Source organism: Streptomyces sp. 35G-GA-8, assembly GCF_023534745.1.
Taxonomy (GTDB): Bacteria; Actinomycetota; Actinomycetes; order Streptomycetales; family Streptomycetaceae; genus Streptomyces.
Window position 1 is genome coordinate 65,905 of the sequence record NZ_JAMHJQ010000007.1, and the last position, 17,790, is coordinate 83,694.

The window sequence follows — 17,790 nt, forward strand, 5'->3', positions numbered from 1 at the left end:
CCGACCCGCATACCGGCCCATCGAGGCGCGCCCCCCGATAATCGCTGGTCCCAAGAGGGCACGCCCGCCAAGGTGATCGCATGACCTCCGCCGACCCCGCTTTCCTTCCCGGTCTTGAGCTGTCCCGGATCCTGTACGAGGAGGCCGTCCGGCCGCTTCTCGATGACGCCTTTCCCGGACTGAGCCACGCCGCCGCGCGGGTCGGCACCGGCTCGGAGGTCCTCGGGTTCGACACCGCGCGGTCCGCCGATCACGAATGGGGGCCCCGACTAGAGCTGTTCCTGGCGCCGGACGAAGCGGCCCGGTACGGCCCCCGGCTCCACCAGCTGCTGGCCGAGCGACTACCGAAGGACGTACGCGGCTGGCCCACCCACTTCCGACGGCAGGACGATCCGCTCGACCCTGTCGGCCATATGGAGCTGACGGACGGTCCGGTGGACCACCGGGTCTCCGTCCAGGATGTCGGCGGCTGGCTGACGCTGGAGACCGGTGCCGATCCGACGGCCGGCGAACCGACCGTCCTGGACTGGCTCGCGATGCCGCAGCAGAAGCTCGCCGAGGTGACGGGCGGCGCGGTGTTCCATGACGGGCCCGGCACGCTCACCGCCGCGCGGCGGCGGCTGGCCTGGTACCCGGATCAGGTGTGGCGCCATCTGCTGGCCTGTCAGTGGCAGCGGATCTCGCAGCAGGAGGCTTTCGTCGGGCGCTGCGCCGAGGTCGGGGACGATCTCGGCTCGGCGGTGGTCGCGGGCCGCCTGGTGCGCGATCTCATGCGGCTGTGTCTGCTTCTTGAGCGGCGGTACGCGCCGTACGGCAAATGGCTGGGCAGCGCGTTCGGACGGCTGGACGTGGCCGAGGGCCTGCTCCCTTCGCTGCGGAGCGCGCTGACGGCGGCGGGGTACCCGGAGCGGGAGCGCGCGTTGTGCGAGGCGTACGAGACGGTGGCCACGCTGCAGAACGACTCCGGGCTCGCCGAACCGGTCGATCCCGCGTGCCGGAGCTATCACCGCCGGCCGTTCCAGGTGCTGCACGCCGAGCGGTTCGCGCGGGCTCTGGCGGCGACCGTCACGGATCCTGAGCTACGGGGGCGACCGCTGACGGGAAGCGTGGACCAGTGGGCGGACAGCACCGACCTCCTGAACCTCACGGGGCCGGTGCGGGCCGCCACCCGGGCGCTCGGGTAGCGACCAGGGGGCCGGAAGCGCCTCCCGCTCCCGGCCCCCCGACCCCCGTTACCGCCCGCGCCCCATCCCCCGGACCTGACATGACGTCAGTGGCCGGCGGGCAGGAGGGCGGTCAGCGTCGGCGGGCGGCCCTTGCCAGCAGCAGGGCTCCGCCGCCCGCCCCGAGCAGCGCCACCGCGCCGCCCGCCAGATACGGCGTCGAGGAGTTGCCGCCCGTCTCCGCGAGGTTCTCCTCGGCCGGCTCCGCAACGGTCTGGGGCTTCGTATCGGCCTTCGCGGGCGCGGACTTCTCCGGTTCCGGCGTCTCGGTGGCCGCGGGCGCCTTCGGCGACTCGCAGGTGGCTCCGGCGAGCGTGACGGTGCCCTCGACCTCGGCGACGTTCAGCTTGAGCGGGTTGATCGACACACGCAGTTCGAGCGCACTGGCCGCGGCCGTACGGGACGTGGTGTGCGTCTTCGACAGATCGAGCGTGACGGTGCCCACACCGGGGACCTCGACCCGGGTGGGACCGCCCGCGGAGAGCGTGACGCGCTTGCCGAGCACCGTCACCTGGCCGAGCAGTTCCGACTCCGCGACCGGCCGCTTCCCGGCCACGCAGACCGCCTTGGAGGTGACCTCCTGGAGCTCGATGAGCGAGAGCAGCGGCAGTCCGGGCACATGCACCTTCGCGTGGGCGAGGTTGGTGTATCCCTCCGCCTTGTGCGCGTCGGCCGTCGCCCTCGCGGTGGCCACGTCGGCGCGCAGCACGGTGAAAGCCCTGCCCTGGTCGACCCCGTCCAGCTGAACGCTCAGGGTGGTCTTGTCCGCGTTCGCGGGCGCCGACACCTCGTTCAGGGCGGCCCGCAGGGGCACGTTGAGGGTCTTGTTGAGCAGGGACACGTCGAGGCCGGTCCTGAGCACGACCGCGGTCGCGCGCCCGTCGCCCGCGCCCTCGGTGGCCCGCGCCGGAGCGGCGAGGACCAGAGGGCCCGCCGTCAGTGCGCCGGCGGCCATCAGGGCGGCGGCTCGACGTGCGGGCATGCGGAAGGTGTTGCTGTTCAAGATGTGGAACCCCCACAAGAGATTTGGTGTCGCCGGCCCGCCCAACGGGGACACGGGGCGGCGGCGACCGAGACACCGGAATCTTTACGCACGGAGAGTGAACCGGCAGACACCTGAGGCGAGTTCACTCCAAAGTGGGGTTTCCGGGTAGATATTCGATTCTTGTGGCACATGGGTTCCTCGAAGCCCCATGGATGACCGCCCGTCAGAGGGCAGAAGCGACCCGCGCCCCCTCAAGGGCGCCAGCGCGCAAGGGAGTTCAACGACACCGGTCGCCCCGCGTCACGCCTCCGTCAACCGAGTGCCGCCCGGCCCGGCGCAGTCGCTACCGGTCGCTACCGGTCGCCACCAGTAGCCACCGGTCGCCACCGGTCGTCAATCACGCTCCGATCAGCCGACGATCTGCCCGTTCAGCACGATCCGGCGCGGCGCCGCCAGGACCCGTACGTCCGCGCGCGGATCCTCGCCGTACACCACGAGGTCTCCGGGAGCGCCCTCCTCCAAGGACGGACGGCCCAGCCACTCGCGCGCACCCCATGTGGTCGCCGAGAGCGCCTCCACCGGCGGGATCCCGGCCTTTGTCAGCTCCTCGACCTCGCCCGCCACCAGACCATGGGCCAGACCGCCGCCCGCGTCCGTGCCGACGAAGACCGGGACGCCCGCGTCGTACGCCGCGCGCACGGTGTCGTAGCGGCGCTCGTACAGCCGGTTCATATGCGCCGACCAGCGCGGGAACTTGTCCTGCCCGCCCGCCGCGAGCCGGGGGAACGTGGCGATGTTGACCAGCGTCGGAACGATCGCGACGCCACGCTCCGCGAAGAGCGGGACGGTGTCCTCGGTGAGCCCCGTCGCGTGCTCGATACAGTCGATGCCCGCCTCGACGAGATCGCGCAGGGAGTCCTCGGCGAAGCAGTGCGCGGTGACCCTGGCCCCGAGCCGGTGTGCCTCCGCGATGGCCTCCTCGACCTCGGCGCGCGGCCAGCAGGCGGTCAGATCGCCCGCGTCGCGGTCGATCCAGTCACCGACGAGCTTCACCCAGCCGTCGCCGCGCCGGGCCTCCCCCGCCACATACGCGACCAGATCCTCGGGCTCGATCTCATACGCGTAGTTGCGGATGTAGCGGCGGGTACGGGCGATATGGCGGCCCGCCCTGATGATCTTCGGCAGATCCTCGCGGTCGTCGATCCAGTGGGTGTCCACGGGCGATCCGGCGTCCCTGAGCAGCAGGGCGCCCGCCTCGCGCTCGTCGAGCGCCTGCTTCTCGGTGGTCGCCTCGTCGACCGCGCCGTGATGGTCGAGGCCGACATGGCAGTGGGCGTCCACCAGACCGGGCAGCGCCCAGCCCTCGACCGTACGGACATCGCGGGCGCCGGCGGGCCGCTCGTAGCTGATCCTGCCGCCCACGACCCACAGTTCGTCCCTGATCTCCTCGGGGCCGACAAGCACCCGCCCCTTCACCCGCAGCACCGTGTGATCAGTCATGAGCAGCACTGTACGAGGCCGTGAGTACCCTCGACCGGGGGGTTCCGCACACAGGTCCGATCCCGGCCCCGTACCCCACCTTCCCTCTCCGTATCCACGCCCCGAACCGACCACCGACCGATCCCGAACCGACCCGCTCCGGCCCACCACGGCCGGGCGACCCACCGAAGAGAGCACCGCCGTGACACACCCGCTGCTGGACCTGCCCCCGCTGACTGCCGCGCACTTCGCCGCCATCGAGCGCCGCGTGGCCTCGCTCCTCGCCACCGAGAACGATGTCGTGATCATGCAGGGCGAGGCGCTGCTGCCGCTGGAGGGCTGCATCCGCGGCGGCGCCGGTCCCGGTTCCACCGCGCTGAACGTCGTCACGGGGCCGTACGGGCAGACCTTCGGGAACTGGCTGCGCGACTGCGGTGCGGTGGTCGTGGACCTGGAGGTGCCGTTCCACACGGCCGTGACCGCGGCGGCGGTCGAACGGTCGCTGGCCGCGCATCCCGAGATCGACTTCGTCTCGCTGGTGCACGCGGAGGCGGCGACCGGCAACACCAACCCGGTCGCGGAGATCGGCGAGGTGGTGCGGGCCCATGGCGCGCTGTTCATGCTGGACGCCGTGGCGTCGGTGGCCGCCGAGCCGCTGCTCACCGACGCCTGGGGGGTGGATCTGTGTGTGATCGGCGCGCAGAAGGCGATGGGCGGTCCCGCCGGGGTCTCCGCGGTGTCCGTGAGCGGGCGGGCCTGGGAGCGGTTCGCCGCCAACCCCCGGGCCCCGCGCCGCTCGTATCTCTCGCTCCTCGACTGGAAGGAGCGCTGGATCGACGGCGAGCGCCGCGCGCTGCCGCACGCCCCGGCCCAGTTGGAGATGCTGGCGCTGGAAGCATGTCTGGAGCGCATCGAGGCGGCGGGCCCGGCCACAGTCATGGCCCGGCACGCCTCGGCCGCGGCGGCCACCCGCGCGGGCGCGCTGGCGCTGGGCGGCGGTCTGACGCCGTTCGTCCACGAGGCCGCCGACGCCGCCCCGGTGGCCACGACGCTCCGTACACCGGCCGGGGTGGACGCCGCCGGTGTGGTGGCGAAGGCGCTGGCCGCCGATCCGTCGCTGCCGCTGGTCGCGGGCGGCGGGGCGCTCGCCGCGGAGATGATCCGGGTCAACCACTACGGCGCCGACGCGACCCCGGCCGCCGTGCGGTCCTCGCTGCTCGCGCTGGGCGCGGCGCTCGACGGCTCCGGAGGCGTGGTGGACCCGGAGGCGGCGGTGCGGGCGGCCGACGAGGCGTGGCGCCAGGGCATGGCCGACGAGGCGTAGCGGAGCCGGCGAGTGGCCGAGGGCCTGTCCCATGGCCTGGCCGGCCTCGGAATCATATGTGGCCGCAGTATCCATAAATTGAAGTGGGTATTAATTCGCGAATACGGGAAGATGCTTTACCGCGAGCAGCTTCCCGTATTCGTCTGCCCCGGTTTCTCTGCCCTAAACGCCAAGATTTCATCAGGGCCTCCGGTGTGATTCCGAGCGGTCTCCCGAGCGTTACGGACATGTGACCGAGTCCACAAATCCGCCCGTTTCGCCCCAACATATAGCTACATTTTACCCCGATCCGGGGTCGGCGCATCAGGTCCCACATGCCCGCGCGATAACACAGCCCGGCGTCTCACCCAACCCCTGGCCCAGATGCATCTTTTGAATTTGCTGGGTAAATTCAATCCGTATGACCGCCGCACAAGCAGACCTTGCAGGCGCCCGAAGCGAATTCCCCCGACCCTTCACGACCGACGCCCCACGAGTGGAGGACGGAGCCGCGATCTGGCGCATTGCCCGCGACTCCCAGGTCCTGGACCTCAACTCCTCGTACAGCTACCTGCTCTGGTGTCGTGACTTCGCCGCCACCTCGCTCGTCGCCCGTGACGAGACGGGATCCCCGGTCGCCTTCGTCACGGGGTACGTACGGCCGGAGCGCCCCGAGACGCTGGTCGTCTGGCAGGTGGCCGTCGACGCGGGCCACCGCGGCCACGGTCTCGCGGGCACCCTGCTCGACGAGCTGACCGCCCGGGTGGCCGAGGAGCGGGGCATCACGGCCGTAGAGACGACCGTGACCCCCGACAACATCGCCTCGGACCGGCTGTTCACCGCGTACGCCGCGCGTCACGGCGCCACGCTTGAGCGCGAGGTCCTTTTCGACGGCGGACTGTTCCCCGACGGGGTGCACCAGCCGGAGGTGCTCTACCGCATCGGACCGCTCTCGCCCTGAGCACGCCCGCGCCGGAGCCCGTCGAGGGCTCCCGCGCCGCCGCGCCCGGGGGCTCCCGCGCCGCCGCGCCCGGGTACGCCCGTATCACGCCGCGCACGCCACACAGCGGCGCGCGGCGCGCAGGAGCGTCCGAGCCCCGAGCACACTCCCGCTCTCTCCCATCACCCGCACACCCCCATCGGCAGGAGACCCCCATGACCATCACCCCGCCCGCACTGAGCGTCTTCGAGACCCTTGAATCCGAGGTGCGCAGCTACTGCCGCGGCTGGCCCGCCGTGTTCGACCGCGCGCGGGGCGCCCGCCTCACCGACGAGGACGGCCATGGCTACCTCGACTTCTTCGCCGGCGCCGGCTCACTCAACTACGGCCACAACAACCCGGTGCTGAAACGCGCGCTGATCGACTACATCGAGCGTGACGGCATCACCCATGGCCTCGACATGGCGACGACCGCGAAACGCGCGTTCCTGGAGTCCTTCCAGAACGTGGTGCTCCGGCCGCGTGATCTGCCGTACAAGGTCATGTTCCCCGGGCCCACCGGCACCAACGCGGTGGAGGCCGCGCTCAAGCTCGCCCGCAAGGTGAAGGGCCGCGAGTCGATCGTCTCCTTCACCAACGCCTTCCACGGCATGTCGCTCGGCTCGCTCGCCGTCACCGGCAACGCGTTCAAGCGCGCCGGTGCCGGTATCCCGCTGGTGCACGGCACCCCGATGCCCTTCGACAACTACCTGGACGGCCAGACCCCCGACTTCCTCTGGTTCGAACGGCTGCTTGAGGACCAGGGCTCCGGGCTCAACAAGCCCGCCGCCGTCATCGTCGAGACCATCCAGGGCGAGGGCGGCATCAATGTCGCCAGGCCCGAGTGGCTGCGGGCGCTGGCCGATCTCTGCCACCGCCAGGACATGCTGCTGATCGTCGACGACATCCAGATGGGCTGCGGCCGTACCGGCGCCTTCTTCTCGTTCGAGGAGGCGGGCATCACCCCGGACATCGTCACGCTGTCCAAGTCCATCAGCGGGTACGGGCTTCCCATGTCGCTGTGCCTGTTCACGCCGGAGCTGGACGTCTGGGAGCCCGGCGAGCACAACGGCACCTTCCGGGGCAACAACCCGGCGTTCGTCACCGCCGCCGCCGCGCTCACCACGTACTGGGCCGACGGCCAGATGGAGAAGCAGACCATCGCCCGCGGTGAGCAGGTGGAACGGGCGCTCTTCGCGATCCGCGCCGAGAGCAGCGGCGATGTCCCCGATGTGCGGGGCCGCGGGCTGGTCTGGGGCCTGGAGTTCGAGGACAAGAGCCGCGCCTCCGCCGTCTGCGCCCGCGCCTTCGAGCTGGGTCTGCTGCTGGAGACCTCGGGCCCGCAGAGCGAGGTGGTCAAGCTGCTGCCGCCGCTCACCATCACCGCGGAAGAGCTCGACGAGGGGCTGCGCACGGTGGAGCGCGCCGTACGCGAGACCGCCTGATCCGGCGCACCGCACACGGAAGCGCACCACACACGGAGGCGCACCGCACACGGAAGCGCACCACACGCGGAAGCGCGCACAGAGCGACCGCAGAAGAGAGAACCGCAGAAGAGAAAGGCGTCAAGGCACCGTGATCGTCCGATCGTTCAAGGACATCGAGAACACCGACCGCCATGTGAAGTCGGCCTCGGGCACCTGGGAGAGCAAGCGCATCGTGCTCGCCAAGGAGAAGGCCGGCTTCTCCCTCCACGAGACCGTCCTGTACGCGGGTACGGAGACATCGATGTGGTACGCCAACCACATCGAGGCCGTGCTGTGTGTCGAGGGCGAGGCCGAACTCACCGACGACGAGACCGGTGAGACCCACTGGATCGCCCCCGGCACGATGTATCTGCTGGACGGGCACGAGCACCACACGCTCCGCCCGAAGACCGACTTCCGCTGCGTCTGTGTGTTCAATCCACCGGTGACCGGGCGGGAGGACCACGACGAGAACGGTGTCTACCCGCTGCTGACAGAGGAGGGCTGACCATGACCACCACCCCCGTACGGACCGATCTGTACCCCACGCGCGGCCTCGGCGAGGTGACCACCCCCCGGCAGGACCCCGTCGTCTGGTCCCCTCCCGGCGTGCCGGGCCCGATCGCGCCGGGAGATCTCGGCCGCTTCGAGCGGGACGGTTTCCTCGCGGTCGAGCAGCTGATCGGCCCGGACGAGGTGGCGCTCTACCGTGCCGAGCTGGAACGGCTGATCACCGACCCGGCGGTACGGGCGGACGAGCGCTCGATCATCGAGCCCACGTCCCAGGACGTACGGTCGGTCTTCGAGATCCACCGCATCAGTGAGATCTTCGCCGGGCTCGTACGCGACGAGCGGGTGGTGGGCCGCGCACGGCAGATCCTCGGCTCCGAGGTCTATGTGCACCAGTCCCGGATCAACGTCAAGCCGGGCTTCGGCGCCTCGGGCTTCTACTGGCACTCGGACTTCGAGACCTGGCACGCGGAGGACGGTCTGCCGAACATGCGGACCGTATCGGTCTCCATCGCGCTGACCGAGAACTTCGACACCAACGGCGGTCTGATGATCATGCCGGGGTCGCACACGTCCTTCCTGGGGTGCGCCGGCGAGACCCCGCGCGACAACTACAAGCAGTCGCTGAAGATGCAGGACGCCGGTACGCCCTCGAACGAGGCGCTGACGGCCCTGGCCGACCGGCACGGGATCAAGCTCTTCACGGGCAAGGCCGGTTCGGCGACCTGGTTCGACTGCAACTGCATGCACGGCTCGGGCGACAACATCACGCCGTACCCGCGCAGCAATGTCTTCATCGTGTTCAACAGCGTGGAGAACGCGGCGCAGGAGCCGTTCGCGGCGCCGGTGCCGCGGCCGGACTTCATCGGGGCCAGGGACTTCACGCCCGTACGCTGACACGGCTGACACGGCTGACACGGCTGGTTGCGTTCGCGGGGCGCGGGGCGGGTCATGACGACCGGCCCCGCGCCCCTTTTCCTCGACCGTCGGCCGGTCCCGGTCAGTTCTCCAGGGCCGGGTAGTCGATGTAGCCCTTGTCGTCACCGCCGAAGAAGGACGCCGGGTCGGGGGTGTTGTACGGGCCACCCGCCTTGAGCCGGGCCGGCAGATCGGGGTTGGCGAGGAAGAGCGCGCCGAAGGAGAGCAGATCGGCGGTGCCGTCCTCGATCAGCGCCAGCTCGTCGGCGCCGGTGAAGCCCTCGGTGGCCGCGTTGAGGACGAGCGTCCCGGAGTACAGCTTGCGCAGGGTGACCGTCAGTTCGCGGTTGTTCTCGATCAGATGCAGATAGCCGAGGCCGATCGGCTCCAGCTGCCTGACCAGCTCGGTGTACACGGGCTCCGGGTCGGGCTCCGACACCCCGTTGTAGGGGTTGCCGGGCGAGATCCGGATCGCGGTCCGCTCGGCCCCGATCTCCGCGGCGACGGCGCGGGTCACCTCGACCGCGAAGCGGATGCGGGCCTCGTCGGAGCCGCCCCACTCGTCGGTGCGCAGATTGGAGTTGGGGGCCAGGAACTGATGGATCAGATAGCCGTTGGCGCCGTGCAGCTCGACCCCGTCGAAGCCCGCCTCGATCGCGTTGCGGGCCGCCTCGGCGAAGTCGCCGATGGTCTCCCGTACTTCGTCGGAGGTCAGCTCGCGCGGGACGATGAAGTCCTTGGGGCCGTCATGGGTGAAGACCTGCCCCGGTGCGGCGACGGCGGAGGCACTGACCGGAACGAGGCCGTCCGGCAGCAGGACCGGGTGGCCGATCCGGCCCGCGTGCATGATCTGCGCGAAGATCCTGCCGCCCTTGGCGTGTACGGCGTCGGTGACCTTGCGCCAGGCCGCGATCTGCTCCGTGCTGTGCAGTCCGGGGGTGTCGGGGTAGCCCTGACCGACCACGGAGGGCTGGGTGCCCTCGGTGATGATCAGGCCCGCCGAGGCCCGCTGCGCGTAGTACTCCACCGTCGAGTCGGTGGGCGAGTTACCGGCGCCGAAGGCACGGCTGCGGGTCATCGGGGCCATGGCGATGCGGTTGGCGAGCTGCGTACCCGACAGGTCGATCGGGTCGAACGCGGTGGTCATGGAGGCTCCCATAGCGGTCGTGAACGGTCGTGAAGAGTGCGGAACAAGGGCATGACGACATATGGCCGACACATTATGTGGTCGGCCAAGTAATGAACCGCGAGCCACCCTAATCCATTCCCGGGTCGATTATTGGCCGACCAAGCTAAGCTTCGGAGCATGACCCCGGACACGTCCACGACCACTCAGGACCCCGTCTGTCCCACCGAACCGCCCGGCGCCGCGTGCGGCGGCCCGGTCAGCCACGCCCTCTCCCGGGTCGCCCGGCTGCACCGCATCGCCGCGGGGAAACTGCTGCGGCGCTCCGGCCTCTATCCGGGCCAGGAGTTTCTGATGATGCGCCTGTGGGACGCGGACGCGGTACGCCAGTCCGAGCTGATCAAGTCGATGGATCTCGATCCCTCCACGGTCACCAAGATGCTCCAGCGGCTGGACCACGCGGGGTACGTACGGCGCTCCGCCGACCCCCAGGACCGGCGCGCCGTACTGGTGCGGGCGACCGGCGACAGCTGCGCGCTGCGCTCCGAGGTCGAGGGCGCCTGGACGGAGCTGGAGGAGCACACGCTCGCCGGGCTCGACGACACCGAACGCGCCGAGCTGGCCCGGCTGCTCGCCAAGGTCGAGGCCAACCTCTGCGCCGAGACGGCGGACTGTCCGGAACGCTCGTCCGGGGGGCACGGGACTGCCGAGGGGGACGAGCATGCCGTACGGGCCGCTGAACCGACTGGGTGAGTACTGCGCCGAGGCGCTGGCGGAACACGGCTGTCCGTCGGTCTCGGTCGCCGTGGCCGAGCGCGGCGAGGTGGTGCTCGCCGAGGCGTACGGAGTGGCGGACCTGGCGCGCGGGCGCCCGGCCACACCCGCCACGGCGTACGGACTGGCTTCCGTGACGAAGCCGGTCACGGCCACCGCGGTCTGTCTGGCGGCCGACGAAGGGCTGCTCGACCTGGACGCGCCCGTGCCGCTGCCGGGCGAGCACCGGTGGCCGGCGCCGACGGCACGCCAGCTGCTGCGCCACCGGGGCGGTTTCCCGGCCTTCTACGCCTGGGACTACGGCGACGACGAGCGTCGGATCGACGCCTCCCGCTACGCGTCGCTGTACCGGGCGCCTGGCACGGGATTCGAGTACGCCAACCTCGGCTACCGGGCCCTGGGCCTGCTGCTGGAGTCCGTCACCGGGCAGGAGTTGAGCGCGTTCGTCCGGGAGCGGGTGTTCGAGCCGCTCGGGCTCACCGGCTGTCATGTCGGACGGAGCTACCCGGGCCCCGCGCCGGCGGCGGTGCGGTACACGCCCGACGGCCGCGCGTACCCGGACTACGACTGCGACCACCCCGGTGCCACCCTCGGCTGGGCCCCGGCCGGTGAAGTCGCGCTCTTCGCGCAGTCCTGCGAACGCCTGCTGAAACCGGCGACGGCCGCCGCCATGAACGAGGCGGTGCCGCTCAACGCGCTGGTCGGCTACGGGCTCGGCTGGTGCCTGTCGTACGGCGACGGGCCCGTGGTGCGCAGCCATGGCGGCGGCGGGGGCGGGGTCGCGGCGATGACCGCGGCCGTGCCCGCGCGGGACCTCTCGGTCGCGGTGCTCACCAACTCCACGAGCAAGGCGGCCCGCGACGCGATCGTCCACTACGTGCTGGACGCCCTGGTCCCCGGATACCGGCCCGAGCTGATCGACCCGGGGATCCAGGAGCCGGAGCGCCCCGCGGACCTGCCGGAAGGTCTCTGGGCCGGCCGGATCGGGACGCCGGATGGTGATGTCCCGGTCGAGCTGCGGACCCGGGCGGACGGGCGGGTCGAACTGCTGCTCGACGGCGTGCGCACGGACTCGGTGGCCGTCGCCGCCGAGTCCTGCGATCTGCGGGCGGTCTTCCCCGCGCAGCTGCCGACCGCCGACGCGCGGGTCAACAGCCCCAGTCTGCTGCTGAGCCTCCGCCGGGAGCGCGGCCTTGGCCGGGGCGCAGAGCGGCTGACCGGCGTCGCCCACGCGTTCAAGGACGACGGCGATCGCGAGGGGCGGCTCGGGAACTTCCTCTGCCACCCCTGCGAGCTGACCGCTCAGCCGGCGAGCACGTCCAACGCCCGGTCCACGTCGGCCGTCGTGTTGTAGAGGTGGAACGCCGCCCGCACATAACCGGCGCGGACCGACACCGCCACCCGCGCCCGGCGCAGCTCGGGGTGGCGGTGCGCCAGTCCGGGGACGGACACGATCGCCGACTCGCCGGGGACCGGTTCATGGCCGAGCCCGGCCAGTCCCGTCCGGAAGCGGGCCGCCAGCGCGGTGTCATGGGCGTGGATCGCGTCGACGCCGATCTCCTCCAGCAGCGCGAGGGACCGCTCGGCGCCGTAGTACGAGAGGAAGGCGGGGGGCTCGTCGAAGCGGCGCGCGGTGGCGGCCAGCCGCTCGACGGGACCGTACGTACTGCCCCAGGTGTCCTCGGCGGCCACCCACCCCGCGTGCCGGGGCGTCAGTGACTTCTGCGCGTCCTCGGTCACGGTGAGGAAGGACGTACCGCGCGGACAGAGAAGGAACTTGAACCCGCCGGTCACGGTGTAGTCGTACGCCCCGGCGTCCAGCGGCAGCCAGCCGGCCGACTGGGTCGCGTCCAGCAGCGTACGGGCGCCGTGCGCCGCCGCGGCGGCCCGGATCGCGGGCAGATCGGCGACCCTGCCGTCCGCGGACTGGACCGCCGAGAAGGCGACCAGCGCGGTGTCCGGCCGTACCTCCCCGGCCAGTTCCGCCAGCGGCGCGTACCGGAGCACGAGGTCGCCGCGTACGGCGAAGGGGGTGATGACCGAGCTGAAGTCACCCTCGGGGAACAGGACTTCGTCGCCCGGCCGCAGGGCGGACGCGATCAGCCCGACATGCACGGCGACCGACCCGCCCACCGCGACCCGCTCGGCGGGGACCCCGGCCAGCCGGGCGAAGGACGCGCGCGCGGTGTCCACGGTCTCGAAACTGCCCGCGCCCTCGCCGCCCCGGCCGGTCGCGTTCTCCCCGGCCAGCGCCTGTACGGCCGCGACGGACCTGCGGGGCAGCAGTCCGCAGCTGGACGTGTTCAGATACGTCATGTCCGGCGCGAACTCGGCGCCTCCCAGGGTGTCCATGAACCCACCCTGGAACTCGCTCACCCCATAGTCAATTGCGCATGGGTGAAGGGAACACCCAAGCAGTCCTTATGAATGGGCCCCGGCCTGCGGAATCTCGCAGGAGCCGTCGGTGTCACAGACCGCGGCCTCGGGCGAGGTCCCGCCGACGGGTGTGATCGTACGGCCCTGCCACGCCTGCTCAAGCGCCTGGGTGAACACCTCGGCGGGCTGCCCGCCGGAAACGCCGTAGCGCCGGTCGAGTACGAAGAACGGCACCCCGTTCGCGCCCAGTTCCGCGGCCTCGCGCTCATCGGCCCGTACCTCGTCGGCGTACGCGTCCGCGTCGGCGAGCACCCCGCGGACCTCGGTCTCGTCCAGACCGGCCTCGACGGCGAGCGTCACCAGCGTCTCCTGGTCGTAGACGGAGCGTTCCTCGGCGAAGTTCGCCCGATAGGCGAGGTTCAGCAGCTCGTCCTGGCGGCCCCGGGCCTTGGCGAGGTGCAGCAGCCGGTGGATGTCGAACGTACTGCCGTGATCGCGCCCCTCAATCCGGTAGCCGAGCCCTTCGGAGCGGGCGTTCGCGGCGACGCTCTCCTCCATGGCGAGCGCCTCCGTACGGCTGCGCCCGTACTTGGCCGCCAGCATGTCGACGACGAGCCCGGTCTCCCCCTTGGCGTGCCCCGGATCCAGCTCGAACGACCGGTGCACCACGTCGACCTCGTCGCGGTGGGCGAAGGCCGCCAGCCCCTTCTCGAACCGGGCCTTGCCGATGTAGCACCAGGGGCAGGCGATGTCGCTCCAGATCTCGACGCGCATGTTTCCGCTTCTCTCCAGGATCGTGGGTGTGGTGTGCCGGGGGTGACCGGAGGCAGCCTCCGCCCCTTCGACAACGCATCCGCGTCCCGTGAGATTCCCGGCCGTCACATGAGGTGGTGCGGCACCTGGTGGATGTAGGAGGCACCACAGGCGTGGCAGAGGGGCAGTCCGGCGGGCGTGCCCCACACGTCCGCCGTCTGTGTGGCGGCGTCCGGATCCAGCTCGCGCCCGCACAGCGCGGTCGTCTCGTCCAGCCGGGTCATGTGCCATACCTCGAATCGGGGTTCCGGGTCATGGGGTGAGGCGCCCTCCGCGTACTCCGCGCGCATTTCGTATTCCATGCTGTGTCTCCTGATCGGCGTAATGGCCCACGGAACGTACTGGCCCACGGAACGACGACGCATGATTGCCCGCTCTCCCGGACGGTTGAAACAGGGCCCCCTCCACCCCTCTGAGCAGAGAAACGCCCCGCCCGGCTGGGGAGCCGGACGGGGCGGGCGGTGTCCTTCGGGAATCCTCGGAAGGCGCGTTCAGGCGCGTTCAGAAACGTTCGAGGAAAATGACGGAGCGCAGCTTGAGACGCTCGCTCGCCGAGCCGCCGGGACGCAGGGTGTACTCCTCGCCGTCGCAGTCCGGCCCGGTGAAGACGCGCGCGGCGGCCGTCGTGTGGTTGCGCGGTGTGTGCGCGGGCGGTACGTATTCGCCGGCCGCTTCGGGGATCATGACGCAGACCAGGCTTTCGGGGTCCACCAGTCCGCCGACCCGCGGCTTTCCCGCGATGTCCGTATAGACATAGGTGAATTCGCCCTCTGCCGCCGAAGCCGAGCCGGGTACGGAGACGAGCAGGGCGAGGGCGCCGACGGCGGCGGCCAGAGTGCTGCGAAGACGCATGCGGATGACTCCTTTGTCGTGACGCCACGAGGCTCCACGACAGGGCTCGGACGCGGAGCCGCAAAGGCGGGTACGTCACCCGAAAGCGGTCGGGAAATCGCTCCTCTGTCGGCTACGGGGAGCACACGTGCGACAGCCGGTCCGGTTCTCCTATTCTCCGGTTCTTGGGCCGGTACCGGTATCCACGGGGAGCCGGTCGAGCCGGCGCAGACAGGTGCCGTGCCAGCTGAGTTCACCGAGGGGAACGGCGAGACTCAGCCTCGGGAAGCGGCGGAAGAGGCCGGTCAGCGCCTCGTGCACCAGCTGACGTCCGAGCGACGCGCCGAGGCAGTAGTGGGGGCCGTGCCCGAAGGAGAGATGACCGGCGGCGGTACGCCGGTGCCCGGCCACGCGCAGTGGATCGGCTCGCAGCGGATCCGGCCAGGTGGCGGAGTGGAGATTGGCGGCGAGTACGGACGTGACGACCACGGCGCCGCGCGGCAGCGGGACGCCCGCGAGGGCGCAGTCGTCCCGGGTGAACCGCCAACCCGTGTGCTGGAAAGGCGGATTCAGCCGCAGGATCTCCTCGGTGACCGCCGTGGTGTACGCGGTGCCGTGACCGTCGCCGAGGCCGTGCCGTACCTCGGGGCGCCGCAGGGCCATGAGGGCGCCCGCCGGGACGACGGTGGACAGCGAGTCGACCGTACCGATCAGCAGCATGCCGAGCATCCCCGCCAGTTCGGCGTTGCCGATCCGTCCGCTCTGCCGGGCGCCCAGCAGGGCCGTGGCGGCGGTGGGGACCGAGGAGCGGCGCGCGGCGCCGATGATGTGCAGGACGGTCTGGGCGAAGACGCGGTGTGCCGACCTGGCCTCTTCGGTGCCGGGGACCGCCCCGCTGGCGGCGAGGGCGGCCGTCACCGCCGCGTCGCGCCGCTCGGGCGCGATGCCCAGGATCTCCCCGGCCGTCGCCCCGGCCAGGGGCAGCGCCAGATCGGTGACGAGGTCGATGCGGTCGCGTCCGGCCAGCGAGCCGATGATCCGGGCCATGACGTCCCGCAGCCGCGCGCCCGTACGCTCCGTCGCGGCGGCGGTGAAGTACGGGGCGACGATTCGGCGCAGCCCCCGGTGGCGTGCCCCGGACGCGGAGAGCAGCTGCGGCGCGTGGGCGAAGAAGTCCTCGGGGTAGCGGCGGTCGGGGAAGCCCTGCACCCGCCCGCCCAGCTCACCGATGTCGTTGGTGAGTCGCGGATCGGTGAGAACACCGCGCGCCAGGGCTGGATCGGTGGCGGCCCACGCGCGCAGACCGCCGCCGAGCGTGACCGGGCGCAGGGCGGGCCCGTCCGGTGTGGTGAGGCGCCGCGCGGCCGCGGTGAATCCGCGCTCGTGCAGGGCCGGACAGGCCAGCGGGACGGAGATGGCGATGATCCGGTCCTCCGTCGAATCGGTGATGGTCTCTCCTCGGGTCGACGGCCGCGTCAGCGAGCCATGAGGGGTGGGGTGAGCGCCGCGTCCAGGTACGGGTTGTCGACCGGGGCCGGCGGGCGGACCAGTCTGCGGCGTTCCAGCTCGCACAGACTGGTGCGTTCATAGCGCCGCCGCAGCCCGAGATAGGCCGTGGCCTCGGCGCCGTACAGATCCACGGCGCGCTCCAGCCCGCTGGGGCTCGGCCGTTCGGGCACCAGCGCGAGCCGCAGCCAGGGGATGGACCGCTGAAGCGCCTCGTTGACCCGGGTCACCGAGGTCTCGGTCGGGTGCACGATGTGATGGACGCGCGCCCCGGGCGGTACGTCCGGCCGGTTCACGGAGGACTCCTGGGTGGCCACCTGCTCGGCGATGCGCAGCATCGCGCGGGCCGCGTCGTCGACTTGCAGGAGGTTGATGCTGGCGTCCGGAGCACCCAGCAGCCGGATGGTCAGTCTCCCGGAGGCGTCGAGCGGAGCGGAGGAGGCGTCGACGAGGGCCCGGGGGCCGTGCCTCAGGAAGAGGGCGAGCTTGGCCGCCAGTACGGCATAGGTGTGCTGCGGGGCGCGTGGCAGGGCGGTCCGGTCGCTGAGCAGCACACTGGGCCGGAAGACCGTGGCGCCCCGGCCCTGGGTACGCGCCCAGTCGTGGACCAGCCGTTCGGCGCGGTGCTTGGACTCCTCGTACGGCGTGAGAAAGCCGTCGGCCTCCAACTGCCGCTCGGGTACGAGGCCGTCGAGCCGTGCTCCGGCGACGAACGCGGTGCTGACATGGAACAGATGCGGGGCACGCCGGCCGGCCGCGGCCAGCGCGAGGATCTGCCGGGTGCCCTCCACATTGGTGCGGTGCAGTTCCCCCGCGTCTCCGTGCAGCTTGGTCAGCGCGGCACAGTGCAGAACGGCGTCCACGCTGTCCGCGACCGCCTGGAACTCACCCTCGGACAGGCCGAGTCGGGGGCGGTCGAGGGTGATCTGCACGGCGTGTACCTGACGCGCCACCCGCTGTACGGTCTCGGCCGGTGCCCCGGCCGAGCGCAGCGCCAGCGCGAGCGAGGCCATGGCCCGGTACGGGGGTTGGCGTACCAGCGCCACCACCCGGGTGCCCTGCGGCAGCAGGTGCAGCAGCAGATACGAGGCGAGGAAGCCGGTGGCTCCACTGACGGCGATCGTCGAATCGGCCAGGGCTGGGGTGGCCGAGTCGGGCCCGGGGCCGGGCACGTGAGGTGCGAGTCCGGGGCCGGGCACTTGACGTGCGAGTCCGAGGCCGGCGAGGTGACGCTCGGGGCTCGGGCCGGGGAGTCGACCCCCGGGGTCCTGGCCGGGCGCGTCGGACTCGGGTTCTGGATCGGGGTCGGGCAATTCGGCGTCGGGCATGCCGTCTCTTCACATTCTTCGCGGGGAGCGTCCATTCGCTCGGAGACCCACTCATCGCCCCGGAGTTCACCGGAACCGGCTCACGAGGAGACCGAACTTATCCCGGCCGACCGGCTTTAACCGCTCCTTATGTGGGACAGGAGTGCCTTCCACCCCATCGAGTGATCCACCTG

At 71.2% G+C, this 17,790-nt stretch carries 17 protein-coding genes; 8 read left to right on the forward strand and 9 right to left on the reverse strand.

The genetic code is table 11. From position 1 onward, the window contains the following. The first annotated feature begins 80 nt into the window (after positions 1 to 80). Entirely contained in the window at positions 81 to 1,184 is a 1,104-nt protein-coding gene (locus M1203_RS17115; RefSeq protein WP_249950591.1) for a DUF4037 domain-containing protein, read from the forward strand. 112 nt (positions 1,185 to 1,296) lie between these two features. Here M1203_RS17115 and M1203_RS17120 read toward each other — a convergent pair whose 3' ends face one another. Both M1203_RS17120 and M1203_RS17125 read right to left on the reverse strand, forming a co-directional pair. Beyond that, positions 1,297 to 2,226, reverse strand: coding sequence for an SCO1860 family LAETG-anchored protein (locus M1203_RS17120; protein WP_249950592.1), 930 nt, complete (start codon positions 2,224 to 2,226; stop codon positions 1,297 to 1,299). A 390-nt stretch (positions 2,227 to 2,616) separates the two neighbouring features. Further along, the gene (locus M1203_RS17125; RefSeq protein ID WP_249950593.1) at positions 2,617 to 3,708 is read right to left on the reverse strand and encodes an amidohydrolase family protein; all 1,092 of its coding nucleotides are present in this window, start codon (positions 3,706 to 3,708) and stop codon (positions 2,617 to 2,619) included. A gap of 181 nt (positions 3,709 to 3,889) precedes the next feature. Between M1203_RS17125 and M1203_RS17130 the strand changes: the two genes are divergently transcribed. The 5 genes from M1203_RS17130 to thpD all read left to right on the forward strand — a co-directional run bounded on the left by M1203_RS17130 (position 3,890) and on the right by thpD (position 8,842). After that, positions 3,890 to 5,011 carry an aminotransferase class V-fold PLP-dependent enzyme gene (locus M1203_RS17130; protein ID WP_249950594.1) on the forward strand — a complete coding sequence of 374 codons (1,122 nt, stop codon included), beginning with the start codon at positions 3,890 to 3,892 and terminating at the stop codon, positions 5,009 to 5,011. 400 nt (positions 5,012 to 5,411) lie between these two features. Next, positions 5,412 to 5,951 carry a diaminobutyrate acetyltransferase gene (gene ectA, locus M1203_RS17135; protein ID WP_283958709.1) on the forward strand — a complete coding sequence of 180 codons (540 nt, stop codon included), beginning with the start codon at positions 5,412 to 5,414 and terminating at the stop codon, positions 5,949 to 5,951. 194 nt (positions 5,952 to 6,145) lie between these two features. Further along, positions 6,146 to 7,414: a diaminobutyrate--2-oxoglutarate transaminase gene (ectB, locus tag M1203_RS17140; RefSeq protein ID WP_249950596.1), complete on the forward strand. Its 1,269-nt coding sequence runs from the start codon at positions 6,146 to 6,148 to the stop codon at positions 7,412 to 7,414. 130 nt (positions 7,415 to 7,544) lie between these two features. Next, positions 7,545 to 7,943: an ectoine synthase gene (locus M1203_RS17145; RefSeq protein ID WP_249950597.1), complete on the forward strand. Its 399-nt coding sequence runs from the start codon at positions 7,545 to 7,547 to the stop codon at positions 7,941 to 7,943. A 2-nt stretch (positions 7,944 to 7,945) separates the two neighbouring features. Next, complete coding sequence (gene thpD / locus M1203_RS17150) at positions 7,946 to 8,842, forward strand: ectoine hydroxylase (RefSeq protein ID WP_249950598.1); 897 nt, start codon at positions 7,946 to 7,948, stop codon at positions 8,840 to 8,842. A 103-nt stretch (positions 8,843 to 8,945) separates the two neighbouring features. Here the strand turns inward: thpD and M1203_RS17155 are convergent, their stop codons facing one another. Next, the gene (locus M1203_RS17155; RefSeq protein WP_249950599.1) at positions 8,946 to 10,010 is read right to left on the reverse strand and encodes an alkene reductase; all 1,065 of its coding nucleotides are present in this window, start codon (positions 10,008 to 10,010) and stop codon (positions 8,946 to 8,948) included. 159 nt (positions 10,011 to 10,169) lie between these two features. On the opposite strand from M1203_RS17155, the gene M1203_RS17160 reads away from it, so the two are divergent. Then, positions 10,170 to 10,742: a MarR family winged helix-turn-helix transcriptional regulator gene (locus tag M1203_RS17160; RefSeq protein ID WP_249950600.1), complete on the forward strand. Its 573-nt coding sequence runs from the start codon at positions 10,170 to 10,172 to the stop codon at positions 10,740 to 10,742. After that, complete coding sequence (locus tag M1203_RS17165; RefSeq protein WP_249950601.1) at positions 10,711 to 12,117, forward strand: serine hydrolase; 1,407 nt, start codon at positions 10,711 to 10,713, stop codon at positions 12,115 to 12,117. The genes M1203_RS17160 and M1203_RS17165 overlap by 32 nt, the downstream gene beginning before the upstream one ends. On the opposite strand, the gene M1203_RS17170 is transcribed toward M1203_RS17165, so the two are convergent. From M1203_RS17170 to M1203_RS17195, 6 genes are all read right to left on the reverse strand, one after another. After that, positions 12,066 to 13,115: an aminotransferase class V-fold PLP-dependent enzyme gene (locus M1203_RS17170; protein WP_249950602.1), complete on the reverse strand. Its 1,050-nt coding sequence runs from the start codon at positions 13,113 to 13,115 to the stop codon at positions 12,066 to 12,068. The genes M1203_RS17165 and M1203_RS17170 overlap by 52 nt on opposite strands. Positions 13,116 to 13,184: 69 nt before the next feature. Beyond that, positions 13,185 to 13,913: a DsbA family oxidoreductase gene (locus tag M1203_RS17175; protein ID WP_249950603.1), complete on the reverse strand. Its 729-nt coding sequence runs from the start codon at positions 13,911 to 13,913 to the stop codon at positions 13,185 to 13,187. 104 nt (positions 13,914 to 14,017) lie between these two features. After that, a complete protein-coding gene (locus tag M1203_RS17180; protein ID WP_249950604.1) occupies positions 14,018 to 14,254 on the reverse strand; it encodes a hypothetical protein in 237 nt (78 codons plus the stop codon). A gap of 199 nt (positions 14,255 to 14,453) precedes the next feature. After that, positions 14,454 to 14,804: a hypothetical protein gene (locus M1203_RS17185; RefSeq protein ID WP_249950605.1), complete on the reverse strand. Its 351-nt coding sequence runs from the start codon at positions 14,802 to 14,804 to the stop codon at positions 14,454 to 14,456. 150 nt (positions 14,805 to 14,954) lie between these two features. After that, positions 14,955 to 16,355: a cytochrome P450 gene (locus tag M1203_RS39040; protein WP_249950606.1), complete on the reverse strand. Its 1,401-nt coding sequence runs from the start codon at positions 16,353 to 16,355 to the stop codon at positions 14,955 to 14,957. After that, the gene (locus M1203_RS17195) at positions 16,259 to 17,617 is read right to left on the reverse strand and encodes an SDR family oxidoreductase (RefSeq protein ID WP_249950607.1); all 1,359 of its coding nucleotides are present in this window, start codon (positions 17,615 to 17,617) and stop codon (positions 16,259 to 16,261) included. Before M1203_RS17195 ends, M1203_RS39040 begins: the two co-directional genes overlap by 97 nt. Between the last annotated feature and the right edge of the window lie 173 nt (positions 17,618 to 17,790).

Excerpts from the sequence above, each read along its gene's own strand:
- M1203_RS17155 (WP_249950599.1), bottom strand. The coding sequence starts at position 10,010 with ATGACCACCGCGTTCGACCCGATCGACCTGTCGGGTACGCAGCTCGCC.
- M1203_RS17180 (WP_249950604.1), bottom strand. The coding sequence starts at position 14,254 with ATGGAATACGAAATGCGCGCGGAGTACGCGGAGGGCGCCTCACCCCAT.
- ectB (WP_249950596.1), top strand. The coding sequence starts at position 6,146 with ATGACCATCACCCCGCCCGCACTGAGCGTCTTCGAGACCCTTGAATCC.
- M1203_RS17170 (WP_249950602.1), bottom strand. The coding sequence starts at position 13,115 with ATGGACACCCTGGGAGGCGCCGAGTTCGCGCCGGACATGACGTATCTG.
- M1203_RS17175 (WP_249950603.1), bottom strand. The coding sequence starts at position 13,913 with ATGCGCGTCGAGATCTGGAGCGACATCGCCTGCCCCTGGTGCTACATC.
- ectA (WP_283958709.1), top strand. The coding sequence starts at position 5,412 with ATGACCGCCGCACAAGCAGACCTTGCAGGCGCCCGAAGCGAATTCCCC.
- M1203_RS17115 (WP_249950591.1), top strand. The coding sequence starts at position 81 with ATGACCTCCGCCGACCCCGCTTTCCTTCCCGGTCTTGAGCTGTCCCGG.
- M1203_RS17165 (WP_249950601.1), top strand. The coding sequence starts at position 10,711 with ATGCCGTACGGGCCGCTGAACCGACTGGGTGAGTACTGCGCCGAGGCG.
- M1203_RS17160 (WP_249950600.1), top strand. The coding sequence starts at position 10,170 with ATGACCCCGGACACGTCCACGACCACTCAGGACCCCGTCTGTCCCACC.
- thpD (WP_249950598.1), top strand. The coding sequence starts at position 7,946 with ATGACCACCACCCCCGTACGGACCGATCTGTACCCCACGCGCGGCCTC.
- M1203_RS17185 (WP_249950605.1), bottom strand. The coding sequence starts at position 14,804 with ATGCGTCTTCGCAGCACTCTGGCCGCCGCCGTCGGCGCCCTCGCCCTG.
- M1203_RS17195 (WP_249950607.1), bottom strand. The coding sequence starts at position 17,617 with ATGCCCGACGCCGAATTGCCCGACCCCGATCCAGAACCCGAGTCCGAC.
- M1203_RS17125 (WP_249950593.1), bottom strand. The coding sequence starts at position 3,708 with ATGACTGATCACACGGTGCTGCGGGTGAAGGGGCGGGTGCTTGTCGGC.